Origin of the sequence: Massilia antarctica (genome assembly GCF_015689335.1) — a bacterium.
Lineage (GTDB): Bacteria > Pseudomonadota > Gammaproteobacteria > Burkholderiales > Burkholderiaceae_D > Telluria_A > Telluria_A antarctica.
The window spans coordinates 3,795,048-3,815,732 of the sequence record NZ_CP065053.1; the positions used below are offsets into that span (position 1 = coordinate 3,795,048).

Below are 20,685 nucleotides of genomic sequence, written 5' to 3' on the forward strand. Positions count from 1 at the left end.
CCCATATGAACACGAATCACCGCAAAAACCTGCCGGGGACCAAACTCGATTACTTCGACGCGCGCGCCGCGGTCGACACAATCGAGCCAGGTGCCTACGACAAGCTGCCGTACACCTCGCGCGTGCTGGCTGAAAACCTGGTGCGCCGTTGCGACCCCGCTACCCTGGACGCCTCGCTGGGCCAACTGATCGGCCGCAAGCGCGACCTCGACTTCCCGTGGTTTCCGGCGCGCGTGGTCTGTCACGACATCCTCGGCCAGACCGCCCTGGTCGACCTGGCCGGCCTGCGCGACGCCATTGCCCTGCAGGGCGGCGACCCGGCTCTGGTCAACCCGGTGGTGCCGACCCAGCTCGTGGTCGACCATTCGCTGGCGGTCGAATGCGGCGGTTTCGATCCCGACGCATTTAACAAGAACCGCGCCATCGAAGATCGCCGCAACGAAGACCGTTTCGACTTCATCAACTGGACCAAAAAAGCGTTCAAGAACGTCGACGTGATCCCGCCGGGGAACGGCATCCTGCACCAGATCAATCTCGAACGCATGTCGCCGGTGGTGCAGGTGCAGGGCGGCGTGGCCTTCCCGGACACCCTGGTCGGCACCGACTCGCACACCCCGATGGTCGACGCGCTCGGCGTGATCGCCATCGGTGTCGGCGGCCTGGAAGCCGAAAGCGTGATGCTGGGCCGCGCCTCGTGGATGCGACTGCCCGACATCATCGGCGTCGAACTGACCGGCAAACCGCAGCCGGGCATCACCGCCACCGACACGGTGCTGGCGCTGACCGAATTCCTGCGCAAGCAGAAGGTCGTCTCGTCCTACCTGGAGTTTTACGGCGAAGGCGCCGCCCACCTGACCTTGGGCGACCGCGCGACGATCTCCAACATGGCCCCGGAATACGGCTCCACCGCCGCCATGTTCTACATCGACGAGCAGACCATCACCTACCTCAAGCTCACCGGCCGCGACGACGAATTGGTCAAGCTGGTCGAACTGTATGCGAAGCACACCGGCTTGTGGGGCGATACGCTCAAGAACGCCGAATATGAGCGTGTGCTTCGCTTCGACCTGTCGTCGGTGGTGCGCACCATCGCCGGCCCGTCCAATCCGCACAACCGCGTGCCGACCTCGGAACTGGCCGCGCGCGGCATCAGCGGCGTGGTCGAGAACGAGCCGGGCCTGATGCCCGACGGCGCCGTCATCATCGCGGCCATTACCAGCTGCACCAACACCAACAACCCGCGCAACATGATCGCCGCCGGCCTGATCGCGCGTAACGCCAACAAGCTTGGCCTGACGCGCAAGCCCTGGGTCAAAAGCTCGCTGGCGCCAGGCTCCAAGGCCGTCACCTTGTACCTGGAAGATGCTGGCCTGATGCGCGAACTGGAAACGCTCGGCTTTGGCGTCGTCGCTTATGCCTGCACCACCTGCAACGGCATGTCCGGAGCGCTCGATCCGGTGATCCAAAAGGAAGTGGTGGAGCGCGACCTGTACGCGACCGCCGTCCTGTCGGGCAACCGCAACTTCGACGGCCGCATCCACCCGTACGCGAAACAGGCATTTCTGGCGTCGCCGCCGCTGGTGGTCGCCTACGCGATCGCCGGCACGATCCGCTTCGACATCGAGAAGGACGTGCTGGGCATCGGCGCCGACGGCAAACCGGTCACGCTCAAGGATATCTGGCCGAGCGACGAGGAGATCGACGCACTGGTCGCTTCCAGCGTCAAGCCGGCGCACTTCCACAAGGTCTACATTCCGATGTTCGCCAAGCAGGAAGACGATGGCGTGAAAGTGAGCCCGCTGTACGACTGGCGTCCGCATACCACCTACATCCGCCGTCCGCCGTACTGGGAAGGCGCGCTGGCCGGTGCACGCACCCTGGCCGGCATGCGTCCGCTAGCGGTCCTGGGCGACAACATCACCACCGACCACCTGTCGCCGTCGAACGCGATCATGCTCGATTCCGCCGCCGGCGAATACCTGGCGAAAATGGGCCTGCCGGAGGAAGACTTCAATTCCTACGCCACCCACCGCGGCGACCACCTGACCGCGCAGCGCGCCACCTTCGCCAATCCGACCTTGAAAAACGAGATGGTGATCGTCGACGGCAAGGTCAAGGCAGGCTCGCTGGCCCGCATCGAACCGGAAGGCACGGTCACGCGCATGTGGGAAGCGATCCAGACCTACATGGAGCGCAAGCAGCCGCTGATCATCATCGCCGGCGCCGACTATGGCCAGGGATCGTCGCGCGACTGGGCCGCCAAGGGCGTGCGCCTGGCCGGCGTGGAAGCCATCGTGGCCGAGGGTTTCGAACGCATCCACCGCACCAACCTGGTGGGCATGGGCGTGCTGCCGCTGGAGTTCGAACCTGGCGTGAACCGCATCACCCTGGCGATCGACGGCAGCGAAACCTTCGACGTTCTGGGCGAACGCACCCCGCGCGCCAGGCTCACCTTGGTGATCAGGCACGTTTCCGGCGACGTGGTCGAAGTGCCGGTCATCTGCCGTCTGGACACCGCCGAAGAAGTGGCGATCTACGAAGCCGGCGGCGTGCTGCAGCGCTTCGCCCAGGACTTCCTCGAATCGACCGTAAAGGCAGCATGATGGCGCACCAACCTCAAATCCGGATTCCCGCCACCTATATGCGCGGCGGTACCAGCAAGGGTGTGTTCTTCCGCCTGCAAGACCTGCCCGAGGCCGCGCAGGTGGCCGGCGCCGCGCGCGACGCGCTGCTGCTGCGCGTGATCGGCAGCCCCGACCCTTACGGCAAGCAGATCGACGGCATGGGCGGCGCCACCTCGAGCACCAGCAAGACGGTGATCTTGTCGAAGAGCGAAAAGCCCGATCACGACGTCGACTACCTGTTCGGCCAGGTCGCCATCGACAAGGCCTTTGTCGACTGGAGCGGCAATTGCGGCAACCTGTCGGCCGCGGTGGGCTCGTTCGCCATCGGCGCGGGGCTGGTCGATGCCGCCCGCGTTCCGGCCGACGGCGTGGCCGTGGTGCGCATCTGGCAAGCCAACATCGGCAAGACCATCATCGCGCACGTCCCGGTAACGGGCGGCGCGGTGCAGGAAACGGGTGATTTCGAACTCGATGGCGTGACGTTCCCGGCGGCCGAAGTGCAGCTCGAATTCATCAATCCGGCAGCGCAAGAAGAGGGCGCCGGCGGCGCCATGTTCCCGACCGGGCACGTGGTCGACGATCTCGAGGTGCCCGGTCTTGGCACGATCAAGGTCACCATGATCAATGCCGGCATACCGACGATTTTTGTCAATGCCAAGGCGATTGGCTACACCGGGACCGAACTGCAGGATGCGATCAACGGCGACCCGGAAGCGCTGACCATGTTCGAAGCGATCCGCGCGCATGGCGCCGTGCGCATGGGCCTCATCAAGCATGTGGACGAAGCGGCCACGCGCCAGCACACGCCCAAGGTGGCCTTCGTGGCGTCACCAAGCGCCTACGTGTCGTCGAGCGGCAAACAGGTCGCGGCGGACGACATCGACCTGCTGGTGCGCGCCATGTCGATGGGGAAGCTGCACCATGCGATGATGGGCACCGCCGCAGTGGCCATCGGCACCGCGGCGGCCATTCCCGGCACCCTGGTCAGCCTGGCCGCCGGCGGCGGCGAACGCACGGCGGTGCGCTTCGGCCATCCGTCCGGCACCTTGCGGGTGGGCGCCGAAGCGAGCCAGGTCGACGGCGACTGGCGCGTTGCCAAGGCCATCATGAGCCGCAGCGCGCGCGTGCTGATGGAAGGATGGGTGCGGGTGCCCGGCGACGCCTTCTGATGCCTTCCAGGGCCTGCCACGGCCCGCGATGACAATCTGTCAAGGCCCGCCACGTTCCCGCGTGGCGGGCCTGTCTGTTTTTTTGGCGTTTGCGCCTATATCCGGCCCAATTGTGGTTTATGATCGGCTGTCCGCTGCCCGCCACGGAGGCGCCGGAAAGATGCCGTAGTGGGGGACATGGATCGCGTATTCACCAAGCCTGATTTCGTCGCTGAAGCGCTGCAGCTGATCGCGTCGCCCGCCTGTGCCTGCGACGCGCACGGCATCGTCTACGCGTGCAACACAGCCTTGTGCGGCCTGCTCGGCATCGATCCGTCGGGCCAGTCCCTGGTCGGTCTTTTTTCTCCTGCCATGCGCGAGGACGCCGCGCTGCGCATGCGCGCAAGCGCCGACCAGCTGTGGGAAAGCGCGCTGCACGCCGGCGGCAACGACATCGCCGTCCAGGTGCTGGCCAAGGCGCTGTCGGCCGGCGGCGCCACCTTTGTGTTCACCGACATCCGCCGCTTCGACCGCGACCAGGCCGCCCTGCGCACAACCCTGCTCGAACAGAAGGCGATTCTCGAGAATGCCGCCGTCGGCATCATCCTCAGCAAGAACCGCGTGATCCGCGAATGTAATATCCGCGCCGCCGAGATCTTCGGCTACAGCGCCGATGAGCTGATCGGCGCGGCCAGCGTTACCGTGTTCCCCAGCGCGCGCAGCTACGAACAAATGAGCAGCGAGGCGGGGCCGCGGCTCGCCGCCGGCGGCTCCTACGCCGGCGAAGTGCGCCTGCGCCGCAAGGATGGCATGCTGCTCTGGTGCCGCCTGTACGGGCGTGCGGTCGACCCGCGCGACGAGTCGCACGGCACCATCTGGATCGTCGAAGACATCGACGAACTGCACCAGAACGAAACGCGCCTGCGCCGCGCCCTGCTCGAAATGCAGGCGATCATGGACAATGCCCCGCTGGGCATCGCCTTCCAGCGCGACAACCGCATCCTGCGCTATAACCAGCAGTTCGGCCGCTTTTTCGGCTTCACCGGCGAGACGGGACTCGGCCGCGGCGCCGCCGAACTGTTTGTTTCGGGCGCCGGCTACGAGGCCATGCAGCGGGAGGCGCTGCCGCTGCTGCGCGCCGGCCGTCCCTACCAGTCCGACATCGAAATGCTGCGCCAGGATGGCAGCACCTTCTGGGCGCACGCCTACATCTACGCCATCAACGCCGGGCGCGGCAAGCAGGACACCATCTGGATCGTGGACGACCGCAGTGCGCAAAAAGCGGCCGAGGAAGCGACCCGCCAGGTGCTGCTGGAGCAGAAGGCGATTCTCGACAACGCCTCGGTCGGCATCCTGTTCAGCCGCAACGGCATCATGTTGTCCTGTAACCCGCGCATGGCCGACATGTTCGGCTACGCGCGCGACGAAATGATCGGACGGCCGGCGGTGGAGGTGTTCCCGTCGCCCGAAGCGTACCAGCAGTTCGGTCGCGAAGCCGGACCGCTGCTCGGCAACGGGCTGCCGTTCGAGAAGGCCGAATACCAGTTCCGCCAGCGCGACGGCACCCTGATCTGGTGCCGCGTGCGCGCACAGACGGTCGACGCCGAACGGCGCGAAGAAGGCACCATCTGGATTCTCGAAGACGTGACCGAAGCGCGCCAGACCCTGGTCGAGGTGCAGGCCATCATGACCAACGCGTCGGTCTGCATCCTGTTCACCAAGAACCGCATCATCACGCGCTACAACCGCGGCTTTGGCGACATGTTCGGCTATCTTGGCAACGAGGGCCTCGGCTTGCCGGGCCGCGCGCTGTACCCCAGCGACGAGGTATACGCCGCGATCGGCGCGGCGGCCGGGCCGCTGCTCTCGGTCGGCAAACCGTTTCATACCGAAGTCGAAATGGCGCGCAAGGACGGCAGCACCCTGTGGGCACAGCTGATCGCCTACGTCGTCAATCCGGCCGAACCGGGGCAGGGCACGATCTGGATCATCGAAGACCGCACCGACGCCAAGCGCGCCGAGGAATCGCTGCGCAACGCGCTGCTGGAAAACCAGGCCATCCTCGACAGCGCGGTGCTCGGCATCGCGGTGGTCGAACACGGCATGAACCTGCGCTGCAACGCCAAGATGGAAGAACTGTTCGGCTATGGGCCGGGCGAAGTGGCGGGGCTGGCGGTGCGCTCGCTGTACCCCGATCGCGCCAGCTGGGAATTGGCGCGCGGCGAGACGGCGCGCGACTTCCGCGCCGGGCGGGTCCACATGGCCGAGTACCGCCTGGTGCGCAAGGATGGCAGCACGTTCTGGGCACGCCTGTCGGGGCGTCCGTTCGACCTGGCGCATGCGACCGGGCGCTCGGTGTGGCTGGTCGACGACGTGACCGCGCGGCGCGAAGCCGGCGAAGCGGTACTGCGCGCGCGCGACGAACTGGAGGTGCGGGTGCTGGAACGTACCGCCGAACTGGCCGGCGCCAATGCGCTGCTGCAGGGCGAGATCGTCGAACGGCGCCAGGCGGAGGCGCGGGTGAACCACATGGCCTATCACGACAGCCTGACCGGCCTTCCGAACCGCGCCTTGCTGTCGGACCGGCTGGACCACGCGATGCTGGGGGTGAAGCGCTCCGGCAGCAAGCTGGCCGTCATGTTTATCGACCTTGACCGCTTCAAGACCATCAACGATTCGCTGGGCCACCTGATGGGCGACCGCCTGCTCAAGGAAGTAGCCGGGCGCCTGTGCAACGCGGTGCGCGGCAGCGACACGGTGGCGCGCCTGGGCGGCGACGAATTCGTGGTGCTGGTGCCGGGTATAGAAGGATCGGCCGAAAGCACCCAGGTGGCCGAAAAGATCATCGCCGTGCTGGAGCAGCCGTTTCCGGTCGACGGGCGGCTGCTGCACATCACGCCATCGATCGGCATCTGCATGTATCCCGACGATGGCGGCGACGTCGCGACCCTGATGCGGCATGCCGATGCGGCCATGTACCACGCCAAAGCCAATGGCCGCAACAACTACCAATACTTCACCGACCGAATGAACCTGGCGGCGGCGCAGCACTTCGAACTGGAAAGCGCGCTGCGTGGCGCACTGGCGCAGGAAGAATTCGAGCTGTTTTACCAGCCGATCATCGACATCGGCACGCGCCGGGTGCATACCATGGAAGTGCTGCTGCGCTGGCGTCGTCCCGGGCACGGCCTGGTGCTGCCGGATCATTTCATCCCCATCATCGAAGAAAATGGCCTGATCGTGCCGATCGGCGAATGGGTGATGCGGCGCGCATGCGAGCAAAGCATGGCGTGGCAGCGGCAGGGGATGGCGGCGGTACCGCTGGCGGTCAATTTATCGCCGCGCCAGTTCATGCACCGCGGGCTGATCGAATCGATACGGAGGATGCTTGACGAAACCGGGATCGACCCGGCGCTGATCGAATTCGAGATCACCGAAACGGCGCTGATGCAGCATGGCGAGCAGACCCTGGAGATTCTGGGGCAGATCAATGGCATGGGGATCCGCCTGTCGATCGACGATTTCGGCACGGGCTATTCGAGCCTGGCTTACCTGAAGCGCTTCCCGGTCAAGAAGATCAAGATCGACCGCGCCTTCATCAAGGACCTTGAGCAAAGCGCCGAAGACCGCGCGATCGTGGCGGCCATCATGGCGCTGTCGAACAGCCTGCAGCTGTCGGTGGTGGCGGAAGGGGTGGAAACGGAAGCCCAGTACGCCCTGCTGAGCGGCCACGGCTGCCAGTACGCCCAGGGTTACCTGTTCGCCCAGCCGAGTGCTGCTGAACAAGCCCGCAGCCACCTTGCCAGTAACTAGTTTCCCAACCGGGGTCAGACCCCGGTTAAGAAATGTTTCGAGTGGGAGGTCTGACCCTAATGCCGTTAAGTTAAGCGCTTGACTTCAATCTGGTGACCGGATATCTCTGGGCTTTCGCTTTTACGACCCGGTCGAATTTTCGACCGGGTCGATGAGTCTTCAGATCAAGCACGAGCCGCTCCCGCAGACGTTTCAAGGTGGCGGGGAGTTTTCCTTGCGCCTGCGTTGCTGCGGCGATGAGCAGCTCATATTGAATTGTGTGCAGTGCCAGCACGAAGCTGATGTCGGTAGGCTGGCACTTCGCTTCGAGAGCAGCCTTGGCGATTTCAATTCGCAACAAATTGTAGGCGATGAGCGCGCCCCAGATTTCCTGCATCGTCCCGTCGACTGTCATGCTGCGTAAGGTATGCGCTGATCCCAGCATGGTCTGCTTGATTTCGCGATAACTCGTCTCGATCGCCCAGCGGCGCCAGTAGCAGTCGACGATCTGCTTGGCTGTGATGGCTTTTTTATCGGTGAGCGAGGTGAGTACATATTTCAACTCGCCGGTGCCGTCACCTATGCGCACCGCGCGGGCACGCCACGAAGCGAGCAGCGTCGGATCCTTGCGCATGGCCGAGTCGGACACCTCCATCTCAACAAGCCCATCTTCCACTGTTCCCTCTATTAACTTCCAGCGCGTATTACTCTTTGCCGGAATCAGATAGTGACGACAATGTCCCTGCCCAGCCAAATTGCACAGGATTTCTGCTGACAGAAAGCCTGCATCGAAGACGGTGAGGGAGCTGTCCGGCACGCTTGCGATCAACTCCTTGGCGAAGCTCGCTTCACTCGTCGCGTAGGGCCCGAAACGGGCATCGAGGATCAGATGCGTCGGTACGGCGGTCAGTGTGACACCCTTCGCTTGTGGGTAACTCGCCACACTCCCTTTGGCATATTTCTGGGCGCCGAAGTGCGCGCGGTTGGCCTCGCTCTCGGCAAGACGCAAGGTCGTGCCATCCATGGCAAAAAGACTCATCCCGTGAAACAAATAGGCTGAGTGATCTTCCTCACTCCATGCCTGGGCCGAGCATTCAAACAGCCAACGCAGTGGTTCGGGCCCAAGCCGCTGGCGCGCCTGGCAGGCCGCGCTGGCGGTTAAGCAGGCACCTTCCAATTCCGGGAGTGCCAAGTCCAAGTCATCGAGTACTTCTTTGACAGACAGATGGCGATACAGGGCCAAAGCGATGACTAGCCACACCACTTGCTGTGCAGGAAGGCGGCGCCGACGGATACTGGCTTTGCCTTTCGCTTCGAGGGCAGCTTCAATCCATTCGTACGGTAATTCCTTACCCAGTCGCCTCCAATCTGGAGGAAATCGCGGGAGGTCAATGGCAAGAGAGAGGGCATCTGAGAACATAGTTCCAGACGTTAACACTTCTGGAACTTGTTTACAAGAAGCGACAGTCAAGGGCTTAACTTAACGGCATTAAGGTCTGACCCCGGTTGGGAAATTTTTTAGTCGAGGGTGGCGATGACGGGGGCGTGGTCGGAGGGCTGTTCCCATTTGCGTGGAATGCGGTCGATCGCGCACGCCGTGCAGCGCTTGGCCAATGCTTCGGACAGCAAAATGTGGTCGATCCGCAGCCCTTTGTTTTTCTGGTAACCAAGCTGCCGGTAATCCCACCAGCTGAACGATTTGTCGGCCTGCTCGAACAGGCGGAAAGAGTCTGTCAGTCCCAGATCGACCAGCGCCGTCAGCGCCGCCCGCTCCTTGTCGGAACACAGCACCTGGCCCGCCCAAGCCACCGGGTCGTGCACATCCCGGTCTTCCGGCGCGATGTTGTAGTCGCCCAGAATGGCCAGGCCGCCCCCGGCGTGCACGCGCAGTTCATCAGCCAGCCAGTCGCGCAGCGCGGCCAGCCAGGCCAGTTTGTAGGCATATTTGTCGGTGTCTACCGCCTGGCCATTGGGCACATACGCGCAGATAAAGCGCATGCCGCCAATGGTTGCCGCCAGTATCCGCTGCTGCTCGTCGGGAAACAGCGGGTTGTTGCGCACCACATCGGTCAATGGCAGCTTCGACAAGATGGCAACGCCGTTATAGGTTTTCTGTCCGCTGAAGGCAACTTCGTACCCGGCTGCATTAATTTCAGAAATCGGGAACTTTTCGTCCGTCAGTTTTGTCTCTTGTAGGCAAAGTACGTCGACGGGATTTGCTTCGAGCCATTGCAGTAAGTGAGCAAGTCGTACTTTAAGGGAATTAACATTCCAGGTGGCTATTTTCATGAGGTTTTCGCAAGGCCGTTGACGCTAAAAACACTTAGTATCGCGGTAAATGTGCCGTTCATGCAAGAACATGCGCTCAGTTATCGAAATCGACCTTTCATGCAGTCAGCATACGCTTGTGTTATCAACACTTTTATCGAAAAAATACCGTGAAGATGTTAAACTTTGTTGTCCCCGAGATTTAACCACTCGCAAGATGTAATTAGATGTAACAACAGGAAGACAAAACAACGATTTTGGACTATTGTTACTCATGGGGAATAAAAAATTGCATTCTTATAACGCACGGAGTACTATGTGGTTTATCGGGTCGGTGGTGGTGAGAACCAACGGTCCGAATCCGTCGCGTGAAGAGTTACACGCCCTTAATGTTTGTGGCGGTTTCATGACACAGACGGCAAGGTGGTACTAGTTAAAACAATTCTGTTTTGATTAGTGGAGAAATGCGAAGACAGCATTTGTAAAGGATTAAAATGCGAAGTGCATTTGAAGCATGGGCGCAGCGCGATGGTCATATCGTTCGACGCCGCGAAGATAAGCCCGATGAATATCTCGTGTTTGAAACACAACGTCGCTGGGTAATCTGGCAAGCGGCGCTGGCGCACGGCAAAACTGCCGCGGCGACAGCGAAGTATTCGGCGCAAAAGGCCGCCTCGAAAGAGTCGGCCGAACCGGTACGCGCAAGCGCACCGGCGTCGGATGAAACCGCAGTGCGCAACCGGGTTCTGAATGAAGTCCTCGATGCTTTTAGCGACCTCGACGATACCGCTGGTATCGAAGGCGTCCTCAAGGTGATCCAGGGCTTGAAGAAGAAGCAGAAAGCTCTGGCTGAAGACAAGACAGAGAGTTGATGCAATTCCGGCACTACAAGGGTGGCCTGTACGACTTAGTGTGCGTGGCCACTCTTGAATCGGATCTCTCCGAGATGATCGTGTATCGCGCAGCGGACGGTTCTATATGGACGCGGCCGAAAGACGTGTTCTTCCAGCTGGTCGAAGTCGACGGCATCCTTGTGCCGCGCTTTGCGCCGGTTTCCTAGTCTTGCCTGTCCGTTGGGGCATCACTGTCCAGCACCTACCTCCAGGAATAAAACTATGCGAATGATCCGACTCGCACTGAGTCTCGCGCTGTCCGCTGTCGCCGTCGGCGCCGCCGCGGAAACCGTGGGCTCGGTCGATACCGCTTTCAAGCTGATTGGCCCGGACCACAAGGTCGTGGTTGAAGTATTCGACGACCCGGCTGTCGGCGGCGTCAGCTGCTATCTGTCGCGCGCCAAGACCGGCGGCATCAAGGGCGCCATCGGCCTGGCCGAGGACAAGGCCGAATCGTCGGTGGCGTGCCGTCAGGTCGGTCCCATCACGTTCAACGGCAAGATTGCGCGCCAGGATGAAGTCTTCAGCGAGCGCGCCTCGATCTTTTTCAAGCACGTGCGCGTGGTGCGCATGGTCGACGCCAAGCGCAATGCGCTGGTCTACCTTGTGTATTCGGACCGCCTGATCGAAGGCAGCCCGAAAAACAGCGTGACCGCCGTCCCGGTGCCGGCCAACCTGCCGATTCCGCTCAAGTAGCATTCATCGGGTAGTATTCAATATAGTATTCAGGAACCCTGGGCAGCTGCCGTAAACTGGGTGACGACCTATTTTGGATGGAGATGATGGCCACTTTTTCACGGACAGGCGCGCTGGCGCTGCTGGCCGCCCTGGGCGGTTGCGCGACGATCAGCGAATCGAACCAGCAGACCTTGATGCTGCACACCGTCGTCGACAACCGCGAAATCGGCGGTGCCGGCTGCGTGCTGACCAACGACAAGGGCCGCTGGTTCGTTACCTCGCCCGGCCACGTGACCGTGCAAAAAAGCGCGGGCAACCTGTTCGTCGATTGTAAAAAGGATGGCGCGAGCGCCGGCCAGGATGTGGTGGTGTCCAGGGCCAATGCCAGCGCCACCGTGGGCAATGCGGTGCTGACCGCGGGCCTCGGTTATCTGCTCGATAAACGCACCGGCGCCGGTTTCGATTATCCCGAAACGCTCACGGTGCTGATGCGCCGCACCGGCGCGCGCGATTATCAGAACGATCCGCCGGAAACAGCCGGCACCGCGCTGCACTAGCGCGATCAAAAAAAAGCGGCCCGCGAGGCCGCTTTTTTCATCGTCGATGTTGCGCTTGCGCCCGCGCTTATACCCTGTTGATCAGGAAGGTCGACAGCAGCGGCACCGGACGGCCGGTAGCGCCTTTCGCGCCGCCCGATTTCCATGCCGTGCCGGCGATGTCCAGATGCGCCCAGGTGTACTTGCGCGTGAAGTTCTCGAGGAAGCAGGCCGCCGTCACACTGGCGCCACCCGGCGTGCCGATGTTGGCCAGGTCGGCGAAGTTGGACTTGAGCTGCTCGTTGTAGATCTCTTCGATCGGCAGGCGCCACGCGGTGTCGCTCGCTGCCTTGCCGGCGGCCAGCAGTTCGCCGGCCAGCTTTTCGTGGGCGTCGTCGGCGCGCGTGAACAGGCCCGTGTTGTGATGGCCCAGTGCCACCACGCAGGCGCCGGTCAGGGTCGCGATGTCGATCACGGCGGCCGGGTTGAAGCGCTCGCAGTAGGTCAGCGCGTCGCACAGCACCAGGCGGCCTTCGGCGTCGGTATTGAGCACTTCGATGGTCAGGCCGTTCATCGACGTGACGATGTCGCCCGGCTTGGTGGCGCGGCCCGACGGCATGTTTTCGCACGCGGCGATTACGCCGATGACGTTCAGTTTCAAGCCCATTTCGCCGATCGCGCGGAAGGTGCCCAGCACCGACGCGGCGCCGCACATGTCGTACTTCATTTCATCCATGCCGGGACCGGCCTTGATCGAAATGCCGCCCGTGTCGAAGGTGATGCCTTTGCCGACCAATACCACCGGCGCATCCTTGGCCTTGCCGCCCATGTGTTTCAGGACGATGAACTTGGGTGCTTCTTCGCTGCCGTTGGTAACCGACAGGAAGCTGCCCATTTTCAGCGCTTCGAGCTGCTTGCGCTCCAGGACTTCGACGTCGAACTTGTAGTCCTTGGCCAGCTTGCGCGCCGTGGTGGCCAGGTAGGTCGGGGTGCACACGTTGGCCGACAGGTTGCCCAGCTCCTTGGTCAGGTCCATGCCGTTGGCAATCGCAATCGCCTGCGCCAGCGCGGTCTTGACGTCGGACGTGGCATCGGTGGCCAGGGTGATCTTGCGCACGCCGGCGGGGGCAGGGTCCTTCTTGCTCTTCTGGCCGTCGGTGCGGAAAACGCTTTCGTGGGCGGCGCAGACAATGGTGCGCACGGCCCAGGAAATGTCGCGCTCTTTCACATCTGTCATCGGTAGTGCGATAATGGCGTCCGCGGCGCCGAGCGAGGCGAAAGCCTTGAGCGTCGCGTTCACTGCGGAAGTGAAGCTTTTTTCGCTGACCGTCTCGTCGTTGCCCAGTCCGACCAACAGTACGCGCGCCGCGCCGGTGCCGGAAATGCCGCGCAACAGCAAGGTCGAACCGGCCTTGCCGGTAATGTCGCCGGACTTGAGCGCAGCCGTGATTTCACCACCCTGGTCGAGGGCCTTTGCAGCCTGCGACAGTTTTTTGTTTTCGAATACCGCAACCGCGACGCACCCGGTTTTGGCCGACGTGATGGTGTTCTTTGTGTCGAATGCTTTTATGCTAAAGTCCATTTGAATCTCCGTTTCGTGTTTGTGACGCGCACTGCCTAACCTGTGATTATAACTTTCGAATGATCTTTCAACGCGCCCTGCAACGTGAATTAGCCAGTTCGGCCGGGACGACTTTCACGGTGCTGTTTTCCATCGTCGCCACGTGGACCCTGATCTCCATCCTCGGCAAGGCCGCGGGCGGGAAGGTGGCGTCGAGCGACGTGCTGGCATTGATCGCCTTCGCAACACTGAATTATCTGCCAACTATCCTGACTCTCACCAGCTTTATTTCGGTACTGGCGGTGGTCACGCGCAGCTACCGCGATTCCGAAATGGTGGTCTGGTTCGCATCGGGCCTGTCGCTCACGCGCTGGATCCGTCCCATCCTCACTTTCGGCATTCCGATGATGATCCTGACCGGCGCCCTGAGCCTGTTCGTGACGCCCTGGGCCAGGATGAAAAGCACCGAATTCGTCCAGCGTTTCGAAAAGCGCGAGGACCTGAAAAAAGTGTCGCCCGGCCAGTTCAAGGAATCCTCGTCGAGCAACCGCGTGTTTTTCGTCGAAGGCGTCACCGGCGAATCGACCGTGGTGCAGAATGTCTTCGTCAATACCATCGAGAAGAACCTCAATTCCGTCATCGTCGCCAAGGAAGGCGTGATCGAGTCCGACGGCAAGGGCGGCCAGTTCCTGGTGCTCAAGAACGGGCGGCGCTACCAGGGCGTGCCGGGCCAGGCCGATTTTCAATCGATGGAGTTCGGCCGCTACAGCATGCGCGTGCAGTCCAAGAGCGCGTCGATGAATGGCGACCTCTCGTCCGACGCCATGTCCACCCAGGAGCTGCTGGCCACGCCCAACCGCTTCACCCAGTCCGAGCTCCTGTACCGCATCGCCGCGCCGATCACCTGCCTGCTCCTGATCCTGCTGGCCATTCCGCTCGGCTTCGTCAATCCGCGCGCCGGCAGCGCGGCCAACCTGATCATCGCGCTGCTGATCTTCTTCACCTACATTAACCTGACCAAGCTGGCCGAGGCCAATGTCCGCCAGGGCAAGTCCGATTTTCACATGGCCTGGTGGCCGCTGCACGTGGTGGTGGCGGTGCTCACCGTCGGCATGTTCGCCTGGCGCCTGAACGTCAACCATCGCTATCACCCGCTGGTGCTGTGGGCTGCGCTCAAGCGCGGCGGCACCGAGCGGTGCGCGCCGAAGGGAGGCGCGAAATGAAAATCCTGCAACGCTATTTCGCGGTCTCGATCTCCCAGGCCGTCGCCTTCGTGCTGGTCGCCTTCCTGGCGCTGAGCGCCTTCATGGACCTGACCGGCGAACTGCCGGCGGTGGGCAAGGAAGGCTATGCGATCCAGCACGCCTTTTTATATGTGCTGCTGCGCGTGCCCTTCCACGTGTACGAGGTGATGCCGGTGGCGACCCTGATCGGCACGATCTACACGATGGCGCAGTTCGCGTCGAGCTCCGAGTTCACGATCATGCGGGCGTCGAGCATGTCGACCCAGATGGCGGCGTGGATGCTGTTCAAGATCGGCATCGTGTTCGTCCTGATCACCTTCGTGTTCGGCGAACTGATTGCGCCGCGCACCGCGCCGCTGGCGGAAAAGCTCAAACTCAGCGCGCGCGGCGCCACCGTGTCGCAGGAGTTCCGTTCCGGGATGTGGACCAAGGATATCGTGCGCGCCGAGGGCACCAAGGGCAGCGTGACCGGCTCGCGCTTTTTCAACGTGCGCCAGTTCCGCACCGATGGCCAGATGCTCGATGTGCGCCTGTACGAGTTCGACACCAACTTCCGCATGCGTTCCCTGATCACCGCCGCGCGCGCCGTCTTCACCGGCAACAGCACCTGGCGCCTGGAAGACGTGACCGAAACGCGCTTCGCCAACACGCGCGAGCTGCCACCGCCCGGCGTCAAGCCTGCCGCCGGCGCCACCGCGCAAAGCATGTTCGGCCAGGAGACCAGTGTCGTCACCACCCGCAAGCTGCCCAGCATGGACCTGGTGTCCGAGATCACGCCCAAGATCATAGCGGTATCGGCCTCGGACCCGGTGCGCATGTCGGCTACCGAACTGGCCATCTACACGCGCCACCTGTCCGAAAACAAGCAGGAGACCGAGCGTTTCAAGATCGCGTTCTGGAAAAAGCTGTTCGATCCGCTGGCCATTTTCGTGCTGATGGCGCTGGCGCTGCCGTTCGCCTATCTGCATACTCGCAGCGGCGGCGTGAGCCTCAAGATTTTCGTCGGCATCATGATCGGGGTGGGCTTCATTTTGATCAATAACCTGTTCGCCCACGTCGGCCTGCTCAGTGCCATGCCGGCCATCCTGGTGGCGATCGCTCCGAGTTTGCTGTTCCTGCTATTGGCCCTTGCGGCGCTCTGGTGGGTGGAAAGACACTGATGACCCGCGCCCTGATCCTGTTTGCCCACGGCGCCCGCGCCGCCACCTGGGCCGTGCCCTTCGAGCGCTTGCGCGACCTGACCCAGGCGCGCGTACCAAGCGTGCCGGTGTCGCTGGCCTTCCTCGAACTGATGGAGCCGCGCCTGCCCGAGCGCGTGGCCGAACTGGCCGCGCAGGCAATCACGGCGGTGACGGTGGTGCCGGTGTTTTTGGGGCAGGGCGGGCATTTGCTGCGCGACCTGCCGCTGATCGTCGAGCAGTTGCGCCTCGATCATCCTGGCATGGACATCACTGTGTCGGGCGCGGTCGGCGAAGATGCGAGCGTGCTGGCCGCGATGACCGATTTCTGTGTGGCGCAGCTGTAAGAGCGCTACGCTCCGATCGGGCGTCAGCGCACCCGGCGCGTGGTTTCGCGCACCACCAGTTCGAGCGGCGGAATCTGCGCCATCACCGGTTCGCCGTTGATCAGTGCCAGCAGCGCATTGGTCGCGATGCGGCCCATGTCGTACAAAGGCTGGCGGATCGTGGTCAGCGGCGGCGTGGTGTACGAGGATCCCGGCAAATCATCGAAGCCGACCAGCGAAATATCGTCCGGTACCCGAATGCCCTTGCGGTACAGGCACAACCTCACCCCATACGCACTCAGGTCATTGGCCGCGAAAACGGCCGTGAACTGCTGGTTGGTCTCGAACAGATGGTTCACCGCCAGCAGGCCGCCGGATTCGTGGAAGTCGCCGCCGACCACCAGTTTGTCGTCGTAGGCGATATCGGATTCGGCCAGCGCGCGCTTGTAGCCGATCAGGCGTTCGTCGGCATCGCGGTGATGCGATGGGCCGGTGACGAAGGCGATGCGCCGGTGTCCCAGTTCGACCAGGTGGCGCACCGCCATGAAGGCGCCGTTTTCATTATCGAGCTTGAACCCGAGCGCGCTTTTGGTGCGCAGTTCGCGTCCGGTGGAGACGATCGGGCGCTGGTTCGCGAACTGCAAAATGGTGTCGTCGCCCAGGTGGCCGGACAGCAGGATGATGCCGTCGACCTTGCGCGCCAGCAGAAGGCGGATGCGTTCCGTTTCTTCGACCGCGTTCCAGTGACCGCTCACGATCACCGATGCATACCCGGTGCCCTTCAAGCCATCGTCGACACCACGCAGGGTTTCGTCGAAAAACGGGCTCGAAATATCCTGCACCACGATCCCGATGGTCATCGAGCGCCCTTTCTTGAGGCCCTGTGCCATCTGGTTCGGCGCGAAGTGCATCTTTTCGATCGCCGCCATCACGGCGGTGCGTTTGTCCTCGGAGACTTTGGCGGTGCCGTTTAAAATGCGCGACACGGTGCTCGGCGAAACGCCGGCGTGACGCGCGACGTCGATCAGGGTGGAAGGTGGGGCAGCGTTGTCGTGATCGATCAAGGGAAGGGTCCTGGTAGGGGGCGGAACGGCTGTCATGCGCGAGATTACCATAACTGAGATCGTGTCACGAAATAAATAGCCCGACACAGTGTACACAGCTTGCCGTTATTTGAAAACGTTTTCAAGTCTACCGGCGGCATAGCCGATGGGGCACGATGGGAGCATTGCGCGGCTTGCGGGTAATTCGTCCAAGCCGATTACCGATGGCTTTGCCAGCGCCGACATCGATTTCCGCAACAAGGACGGCGAGCGCATCACCGTCAACCACTGGCTGTTCAGCGAACAGGTACTGGCGCATATGAATAACGGGGAGCGGATCGAGATCGAGTATCTGCGCGATCAACCGACCACGATCAGGCTGGCCGGCGCCCATGCCAGCCGCGGGTGGATCAGCAGCATCCTGCAGATCCTGATGGTGGCGGCGGGAGCTTGCTTATTTTTTGGAATGTTCAAAAGCAAGGCGCACAACTGAGGGGGCGCCGGCGCCGCACCGTCACGCCAGCGCCGCCGCTAGCGCGCGCCGTCCACGAAGCGCTTGAACAAGGTCGGGCGCGACGGGCGCGGGAGCGCCTGGTCGACCACCGCCGCCCATTGCTCCGACAATTGCTGGCAGGTGGCGCGCAGTACCGGATTGAGGTCGCCATGGCTGGCCAGCGCCTTGAGGTGGCGCTCGATCACGGACGCCAGCTTCAGGCACGGTCCGGCCTGGGACGCATTGGCGCTGTAGTGGGACATCAGGTGCAGCGCGGCGGACACCAGCAGCTCGGGCTGGGGCGGCGCGCCGGCCGATGCGGTAAATGCGGGACCTGCCATGTCGATAGCCATGCGATGCTCCTGTCAAAAAGGGGTGGCTGGCTTGCGCGTGCAACGCTGGCTGGCTGGGGGTTGGTGGTTCAGGCGGTCAGGATCAGCTTGTTGAGCCGGGTGACCCGCAATTCATAGATCTTGCCGTCGTGTTCGATCTGGATCGATTTACCCTGGCGCAGCAGTTCCTGGCTGTTGACGCGCAGCGCAAGCGCAGGTGCGACAGGCGCCGGGATCGCGCGCACGGGTTGTTGGGTGGTGTTCATCGCTGCCTTTCATTGAATGAGAACAATTCTCATTTAGATTATGGCCGATGTATCTTCCGATTGCAAGCGGTAAGCGTCCAGGCTTCGCCGCAGCAGCATGGGCGTCATGCCGGTCCAGCGTTTGAAGGAGCGGCGGAAGTTGTTGGCGTCGTGAAAACCCAGGTGGCGCGCGACGCCGTCGTTGTCGTGCCGCCCGCCGTGGAACAGGTGCAGGGCGACGTGGGCGCGCACCTGGTCGAGTTCCGCCTGGAAGTGGCTGCCGTGGCGCGCCAGGTGGCGTTTCAGGGTGGCCGGGCTCACGCCGAACCGGACGGGCTCACGCCGAACCGGATCGCGCACAGTTCCAGGGTGGGCGCGTTGCGGATGTGCTCCAGCAGGTAATCGTAGAGGGCGCACAGCAGGCTGCGTTGGCTGCCTCCGGTGTGCGCCGCGTCGACAGTGCGCCGCGCCACCGCCGCCGCCATCGCATTCGCGCGCGGCCAGGGGCGGTCGAGCCATGCGGCGTCGATCAGCATGGCGTCGAGATGGCAGTGAAAGCGCAGCTGCTCGCCCAGGTGCACCTCGTGCTGCTCGGTGTAGCGCGGCGGCGTGCGGTTGAAGCAGTAGCGCCACGGCAGGCGTTCGCCGCCCAGCCAGCGGCACATCGCGGTCATGGCCGTCATGTGCATCTCCACCAGGAAGCCGCGCTGCTGGCCGGCGCCGAAACTGTCGGTCCAGTACAGCACAGCGAGAGCGCCTTCCTCGCGAAAGCGCGGCGCCAGCAAGGGGCACAGCTGCATCTGGAAGCGCACCAGCAGCGCGATCGCCTCGCGCAGGCTGTGCGCGTGCAGCAGCGCGTGACTGAGCGCGCCGAAGTGCCCGGGCAGCATCTGCTGGCCCAGCATGAAGCTCGTTTCCGGGCTTTTCAGGCCGGTGGCGACGTTGGCCAGCAATTGCAGGTATTCGGCGGGGCTGATGGAGTGCCGCGCGTCGGGCGCCTGCACATCCTCCATGCCGGTGCCGGCCAGGATCGCGCGCGGCGCCAGGTCGCGGCTGCGCGCGTAATCGAGCACCAGCGCCGGCTGGTGCTGCGCCACGATGCAGGCGTTGCCCGCTTGCAGGAAGCGGCTCACGCGGGCGCGGCGAAGCTGCTGGCATCGTCCGCGCCAGGCGCCGGCTGCGGCATGCGCCGTTCCAGCGCGCGGTTGATTTCCTTGAGCAGCTGGCGCGGCTCGATGTCGACATGGCGCACCGCGTAGCGCACCGTCACCTGCAGCGCGTCGCCGCCGCCGTGCGTGTGATGGCGCAAGGTCGCCACGGCGCGGCGCAACTGCTCGGCCAGCGCGCGCGCGGTATCGGCATCGGTTGCCGGCAGCAGGATGGCGAAACGGTCGCCCGCGTAGCGGCACAGCAGGTCGGTGCGGCGCAGGTTCAGCAACAGGATGTGGGTGACGGCTTGCAGCAGGCGGTCGCCTTCGCGCTGGCCGTGGGCGCGGTTAATCAGGTGGAAGCTGTCGATATCGACCATCAGCAGGCAGCATGCCGGGCCGCTGCCGCGTTCGTGCTCGATGCGCAGCTGGGCGCGCAGGTAGTCGGCGTCGCCCACTTGGGTGAGGGCGTCGAACGAGCGGTGATCGCGGAACAGGCGCTCGCGCTTGTGCAGGTGCTCGTTGAGCATGAACTGTTCGCGGCGCCAGTCGAGCAGGCCGCAGGTGAGGGTGATCATGCCGGCCAGGGTCAGGCCGCTCTCGATCACGTGGTTCCACAGCTGGCCTTTGGGCACGCTGAAAAACTCGTCGAGACAATCGGCGCAGGCGCCCAGCATCAGGCCGGCCAGGCCGGCGGCCAGCAGCGCCGTCACGCGCCCGGGCGGGCGGCTGCTCAGGACCAGCACGAACCACACGCCGGCCATGAGGGCGATGCTCGCCTCGCTGGCGATATCGATCCACTGCCAGTGGGCGGGCGGCTTGGGCACCCCGGCGAACGCATACAGGAAGCAGCAGGCGAGAAGGGCCAGCAGGGCCAGGACGAGCGGAGTGCGGTGTGAGTGGAGCATGGGCGAAAGGCCAAAGCCTTGCATGAGGGCGATACGTCCCGATACTAGAGCGCGCGCGTGACAGGACGATGACAGGCGGGGGTGCAAACAGCGCAGCGGCGCCAGTCCGATCGGCTCACCACGCACGCCGCGCCGGGCAGCGGCCCGCGAACTCCCGGGTCATTTCAGCTCAGGTACGCTCGTAAAAGCCGGTATCGCCCGTGGCGGCGCGGGGCGTGTCACGCGATGGACATATTCGGCCTCTAGACTTCGCCCTGTTTTTCACCCA

Annotated in this window: 20 protein-coding genes; 11 read left to right on the top strand and 9 right to left on the bottom strand. The window is 63.2% G+C overall.

The genetic code is table 11. The annotated features are described in order from the left end of the window. The first annotated feature begins 5 nt into the window (after nucleotides 1-5). From acnD to IV454_RS17225, 3 genes are all read left to right on the top strand, one after another. Complete coding sequence (gene acnD / locus IV454_RS17215; RefSeq protein WP_206087071.1) at nucleotides 6-2,603, top strand: Fe/S-dependent 2-methylisocitrate dehydratase AcnD; 2,598 nt, start codon at nucleotides 6-8, stop codon at nucleotides 2,601-2,603. Next, a complete protein-coding gene (gene prpF / locus IV454_RS17220) occupies nucleotides 2,603-3,793 on the top strand; it encodes a 2-methylaconitate cis-trans isomerase PrpF (RefSeq protein WP_206092717.1) in 1,191 nt (396 codons plus the stop codon). Before acnD ends, prpF begins: the two co-directional genes overlap by 1 nt. A gap of 177 nt (nucleotides 3,794-3,970) precedes the next feature. Further along, nucleotides 3,971-7,585, top strand: coding sequence for a sensor domain-containing protein (locus IV454_RS17225; protein WP_206087072.1), 3,615 nt, complete (start codon nucleotides 3,971-3,973; stop codon nucleotides 7,583-7,585). Nucleotides 7,586-7,655: 70 nt separating this feature from the next. Here the strand turns inward: IV454_RS17225 and IV454_RS17230 are convergent, their stop codons facing one another. Then, entirely contained in the window at nucleotides 7,656-8,984 is a 1,329-nt protein-coding gene (locus IV454_RS17230) for an IS4 family transposase (RefSeq protein WP_206087073.1), read from the bottom strand. Nucleotides 8,985-9,082: 98 nt separating this feature from the next. Continuing rightward, complete coding sequence (gene xth / locus IV454_RS17235) at nucleotides 9,083-9,853, bottom strand: exodeoxyribonuclease III (protein WP_206087074.1); 771 nt, start codon at nucleotides 9,851-9,853, stop codon at nucleotides 9,083-9,085. A gap of 473 nt (nucleotides 9,854-10,326) precedes the next feature. On the opposite strand from xth, the gene IV454_RS17240 reads away from it, so the two are divergent. The 4 genes from IV454_RS17240 to IV454_RS17255 all read left to right on the top strand — a co-directional run bounded on the left by IV454_RS17240 (nucleotide 10,327) and on the right by IV454_RS17255 (nucleotide 11,960). Next, on the top strand, nucleotides 10,327-10,704 hold the full coding sequence (locus IV454_RS17240) for a phiTE_015 family protein (RefSeq protein ID WP_054267055.1): 378 nt from the start codon (nucleotides 10,327-10,329) through the stop codon (nucleotides 10,702-10,704). Continuing rightward, nucleotides 10,704-10,892: a DUF1653 domain-containing protein gene (locus IV454_RS17245; protein ID WP_054267056.1), complete on the top strand. Its 189-nt coding sequence runs from the start codon at nucleotides 10,704-10,706 to the stop codon at nucleotides 10,890-10,892. Before IV454_RS17240 ends, IV454_RS17245 begins: the two co-directional genes overlap by 1 nt. Before the next feature lie 61 nt (nucleotides 10,893-10,953). Beyond that, nucleotides 10,954-11,421: a CreA family protein gene (locus IV454_RS17250; protein ID WP_370663791.1), complete on the top strand. Its 468-nt coding sequence runs from the start codon at nucleotides 10,954-10,956 to the stop codon at nucleotides 11,419-11,421. Nucleotides 11,422-11,507: 86 nt separating this feature from the next. Further along, entirely contained in the window at nucleotides 11,508-11,960 is a 453-nt protein-coding gene (locus IV454_RS17255; protein ID WP_206087076.1) for a hypothetical protein, read from the top strand. Between the two features lie 67 nt (nucleotides 11,961-12,027). On the opposite strand, the gene IV454_RS17260 is transcribed toward IV454_RS17255, so the two are convergent. Further along, complete coding sequence (locus IV454_RS17260; RefSeq protein WP_206087077.1) at nucleotides 12,028-13,521, bottom strand: leucyl aminopeptidase; 1,494 nt, start codon at nucleotides 13,519-13,521, stop codon at nucleotides 12,028-12,030. 59 nt (nucleotides 13,522-13,580) lie between these two features. Here IV454_RS17260 and lptF point away from each other — a divergent pair, with 59 nt between their 5' ends. The 3 genes from lptF to IV454_RS17275 are packed head-to-tail and all read left to right on the top strand — an operon-like array spanning nucleotide 13,581 to nucleotide 16,269. Then, complete coding sequence (gene lptF, locus IV454_RS17265; RefSeq protein ID WP_206087078.1) at nucleotides 13,581-14,723, top strand: LPS export ABC transporter permease LptF; 1,143 nt, start codon at nucleotides 13,581-13,583, stop codon at nucleotides 14,721-14,723. Then, nucleotides 14,720-15,904: an LPS export ABC transporter permease LptG gene (gene lptG / locus IV454_RS17270; RefSeq protein WP_206087079.1), complete on the top strand. Its 1,185-nt coding sequence runs from the start codon at nucleotides 14,720-14,722 to the stop codon at nucleotides 15,902-15,904. The genes lptF and lptG overlap by 4 nt, the downstream gene beginning before the upstream one ends. Continuing rightward, entirely contained in the window at nucleotides 15,904-16,269 is a 366-nt protein-coding gene (locus tag IV454_RS17275) for a sirohydrochlorin chelatase (RefSeq protein ID WP_206087080.1), read from the top strand. The genes lptG and IV454_RS17275 overlap by 1 nt, the downstream gene beginning before the upstream one ends. Before the next feature lie 23 nt (nucleotides 16,270-16,292). Here the strand turns inward: IV454_RS17275 and IV454_RS17280 are convergent, their stop codons facing one another. After that, the gene (locus IV454_RS17280; RefSeq protein WP_229521663.1) at nucleotides 16,293-17,312 is read right to left on the bottom strand and encodes a LacI family DNA-binding transcriptional regulator; all 1,020 of its coding nucleotides are present in this window, start codon (nucleotides 17,310-17,312) and stop codon (nucleotides 16,293-16,295) included. 145 nt (nucleotides 17,313-17,457) lie between these two features. Between IV454_RS17280 and IV454_RS17285 the strand changes: the two genes are divergently transcribed. Further along, nucleotides 17,458-17,784, top strand: coding sequence for a hypothetical protein (locus IV454_RS17285; RefSeq protein ID WP_206087081.1), 327 nt, complete (start codon nucleotides 17,458-17,460; stop codon nucleotides 17,782-17,784). Nucleotides 17,785-17,822: 38 nt separating this feature from the next. Here IV454_RS17285 and IV454_RS17290 read toward each other — a convergent pair whose 3' ends face one another. The 5 genes from IV454_RS17290 to IV454_RS17305 form a co-directional block, all read right to left on the bottom strand. Next, nucleotides 17,823-18,137, bottom strand: a complete 315-nt coding sequence (locus tag IV454_RS17290; protein ID WP_206087082.1) for a hypothetical protein — start codon at nucleotides 18,135-18,137, stop codon at nucleotides 17,823-17,825. Nucleotides 18,138-18,205: 68 nt separating this feature from the next. Continuing rightward, complete coding sequence (gene hemP / locus IV454_RS17295; RefSeq protein WP_082692469.1) at nucleotides 18,206-18,382, bottom strand: hemin uptake protein HemP; 177 nt, start codon at nucleotides 18,380-18,382, stop codon at nucleotides 18,206-18,208. Between the two features lie 33 nt (nucleotides 18,383-18,415). Further along, nucleotides 18,416-18,682, bottom strand: a complete 267-nt coding sequence (locus IV454_RS32875) for a helix-turn-helix domain-containing protein (RefSeq protein ID WP_229521664.1) — start codon at nucleotides 18,680-18,682, stop codon at nucleotides 18,416-18,418. Beyond that, complete coding sequence (locus IV454_RS17300) at nucleotides 18,679-19,494, bottom strand: AraC family transcriptional regulator ligand-binding domain-containing protein (RefSeq protein WP_229521665.1); 816 nt, start codon at nucleotides 19,492-19,494, stop codon at nucleotides 18,679-18,681. Before IV454_RS17300 ends, IV454_RS32875 begins: the two co-directional genes overlap by 4 nt. Further along, nucleotides 19,491-20,417 carry a GGDEF domain-containing protein gene (locus IV454_RS17305; protein ID WP_206087083.1) on the bottom strand — a complete coding sequence of 309 codons (927 nt, stop codon included), beginning with the start codon at nucleotides 20,415-20,417 and terminating at the stop codon, nucleotides 19,491-19,493. Before IV454_RS17305 ends, IV454_RS17300 begins: the two co-directional genes overlap by 4 nt. Nucleotides 20,418-20,685: the final 268 nt, after the last annotated feature.